The organism is Thermodesulfovibrionales bacterium (assembly GCA_035622735.1).
In the GTDB taxonomy this organism is placed as follows: Bacteria; Nitrospirota; Thermodesulfovibrionia; order Thermodesulfovibrionales; family UBA9159; genus DASPUT01.
Map to the genome: position 1 here is coordinate 1 of DASPUT010000176.1, position 2,945 is coordinate 2,945.

The 2,945-nt window shown below is 55.4% G+C and carries 4 protein-coding genes; 3 read left to right on the forward strand and 1 reads right to left on the reverse strand.

The genetic code is table 11. From position 1 onward, the window contains the following. Positions 1 to 370 (forward strand): RsmE family RNA methyltransferase (locus tag VEI96_09350; protein ID HXX58191.1); only part of this gene is annotated, 370 nt, incomplete at its 5' end. Between the two features lie 50 nt (positions 371 to 420). Here VEI96_09350 and VEI96_09355 read toward each other — a convergent pair. Then, the gene (locus VEI96_09355; GenBank protein HXX58192.1) at positions 421 to 840 is read right to left on the reverse strand and encodes a peptide chain release factor-like protein; all 420 of its coding nucleotides are present in this window, start codon (positions 838 to 840) and stop codon (positions 421 to 423) included. A 566-nt stretch (positions 841 to 1,406) separates the two neighbouring features. On the opposite strand from VEI96_09355, the gene VEI96_09360 reads away from it, so the two are divergent. After that, a complete protein-coding gene (locus VEI96_09360; GenBank protein HXX58193.1) occupies positions 1,407 to 2,414 on the forward strand; it encodes an NAD(P)H-dependent glycerol-3-phosphate dehydrogenase in 1,008 nt (335 codons plus the stop codon). After that, positions 2,407 to 2,945: 1-(5-phosphoribosyl)-5-amino-4-imidazole-carboxylate carboxylase (locus tag VEI96_09365; GenBank protein HXX58194.1), on the forward strand; the 539-nt coding region annotated here is incomplete at its 3' end. The genes VEI96_09360 and VEI96_09365, both read left to right, overlap by 8 nt.

Below are 2,945 nucleotides of genomic sequence, written 5' to 3' on the forward strand. Positions count from 1 at the left end.
GCAGTGCGGGAGGAGCGCCGTCCCCGTCATCCAGGACGTAATCTCCTGTAGGGATCTCTTCACACGAAGCTCGCCGCATGCATCCCGCCTGGATAAGACCTTCGGCCTGATATTCTGGGAAGAAGGAGGAAACCCCTTACCGGAGTGCTGCTCGCGGGAAGATACCTCCTCATCGCTCGTAATCGCCATCGGTCCCGAAGGCGGTTTCACCGGAGAGGAGATTGCCATGGCAGTGGCCGGCGGGTTCAGCGTCGCGTCCCTCGGAAGACGGATCCTCCGTGCGGAAACAGCGGCGATCGCCGCTACAGCGCTCGTTCAATTTTTGTACGGTGACCTGGGAGGAAAGCCTTCTCCCCGAAAAGCCGAATGAGGCGCGAACTGTTCCATCCGCGCACATGACCATGACGCGCAGGCTGTCCCCTACCGGTCTTCCTCGAATTGTGCGGACCTCATTCTCTTCTTCTCCGATGTCATCTCCTTTTCAGCCCGAATCTTTTCCTTCGCCCTCTTCGAACGCTTCCTCTTCTGTCTGCGGATCTTCTCTATTCTCCGCCTCTCTTCGCTTTCACCGCCCCGAACCGACTGCTCAATCTTCCTCGCGAGAAGTACCCTCGCATGATAACGGTTCAGAGCCTGGGAACGTTCTTTCTGGCATTTCACCTCGGTCCCCGTCGGAACGTGCTTGAGGTAGACGCACGTGGAGGTCTTATTCACGTTCTGCCCCCCCCTGCCGCCCGATCGGACAAAGGACTCCTCGATATCTTCCTCTCTGATCTTCATCGCCTCCATCTTTTCCCTGAGGGCCTGCTCCTTCAACGGATTGACGGCGAAGATTCCCATGGTTTACTCTCCCGGGAAATTATACCACGTTGCAAGAGATCGGAAGGAAGAGAGAACCTCTGCCGTTCGTAACAGGGAACAGCCGGTAACGTGATATAATTGTTTCCATGGATTCGGCAATCCCGGCGCTCTCGGATAAAGCCTGAATGTTCAGGGATAGATTTCTCAGAACGATACTCCTCGTATCTTTTGCGGCCCTGATCATCCTCCCGGTCTACACGGTTTTTTTCGTCTACCCTCAATTCGTCAAGATGTTGACGGCTAACTCGGAAGACGATGCCCTGAGGATAGCAAAACACCTCATGAGCTCCCGACTGAGCGACGATCACGCGCACGTATCAAGTCGAAGGAGTTGCACGTTGAAGGCTCTGCCTTATACAACTGCTCCTTGGCGGAATGAATATTTGAATAGAGTATCGCACCCGTCATTACCGTCATTAACAGGATGGGATGCCGCCCTGACCAATGGGAATTTCATCTTGTGACCTTCTTCCCGCCCTCTGTCGGGTTCTCCCATTTGCATCCGAAAAAGTGAATTTGTTATAGTGAATCATTTCGGAGGCGGCATGATGGGTGGGATGGGCTACATCGCTGTTTTAGGTGCGGGAAGCTGGGGAACAACCCTCTCGCGTCTTCTCGCGGATAAGGGCTATGATGTCTCCCTCTGGGTCTACGAAAGTGATCTCTGCGGTGAGATGAGGACGACGAGGGTCAATAGTCTCTACCTGCCAGGTTTCACGCTTCCCGACACGATCATGATTACCGATGATATCGGACAGGCGGTCAAGAACGCGCGCTATGTCATCACCGTTATCCCTACACAACACACGAGGTCGATACTGAGCAGGGCGCTGCCTCTCATGAACCATGACGCAATCATCATCAATGCATCAAAGGGAATCGAGCAGAAAACGCTGCTCACCGTTTCGTCCATGGTAAGGCAGATGGCGGACCATAGAGTCGCGGTGCTCTCGGGCCCCAGTTTTGCTCAGGAGGTCGTCAGGAAACTTCCGACCGCCGTCACCCTTTCCTGTGAAGACGCGCCGGCATCGCTCCTCTTGCAGGAGCTGTTCAACACTCATTATTTCAGGGTCTACACCCACAACGACACCATCGGTGTCGAGCTCGGAGGTGCGCTGAAAAACGTGATAGCCATCGCCTCCGGCATCAGCGACGGACTCGAACTCGGCCATAATGCAAGGGCTTCGCTCATAACGAGGGGGCTGGCTGAGATACGGCGACTGGGCGTGACTATGGGGGCGCAAGACCACACCTTCTCGGGTTTGAGCGGACTCGGAGACCTTGTGCTGACCTGCACCGGTCCCCTTTCCCGCAACTACACCGTCGGGAAAAAACTCGGCCAGGGCGTCATGCTCGGTGAAATACTTTCGGGGACAAAGAGCGTTGCCGAAGGTGTGGCGACCGCCGAATCCGCATATGAACTCTCGAGGAAATACGACGCACAGATGCCGATTGTCGAACAGGTTTATCTCGTCCTCTATGAGGGCAAGGATCCCGGAGAGGCGGTCAGCGACCTCATGAACCGGGCGCTGAAAACCGAGTTCAATGCATAGCGACGAGATACGAAAAGTAATCGAGTCCCTGAAGAAGGGGAACCTGTCTGTCGAGAAGGCACTCGAGAGGCTGAAGGACCTGCCCTACGAAGACATCTCCTTTGCAAAGGTCGATCACCATAGACATCTGAGGCAGGGGATACCCGAGGTGATCCTCGCGAAAGGAAAATCTCCCGCTGAGATCAGGGCCATCGCACGGGCGATGCTCAAGAAAAGCAAGAGGCTTCTCATTACGAAGGCGACCAGAGAGATCTCGGTATCACTCGGGTTCAAAGATGCCGTCTTCTATCCGGCATCGGGCATAATCTCGGTAGGACAGGGATCGAAGAGAAAGCGTGAGGGTGTTCTTGTCGTCTCGGCAGGTACCTCGGACATTCCCGTTGCCGAGGAGGCGGCAGTCACGGCATCGTTTCTCGGAAGCGGTGTCGACCGGGAATACGATGTCGGTGTTGCGGGTATCCATCGGCTGCTCGACAAGAGGAAGAAACTCTCCGCAGCGAGGGTCATCGTGGTTGTCGCCGGAATGGAGGG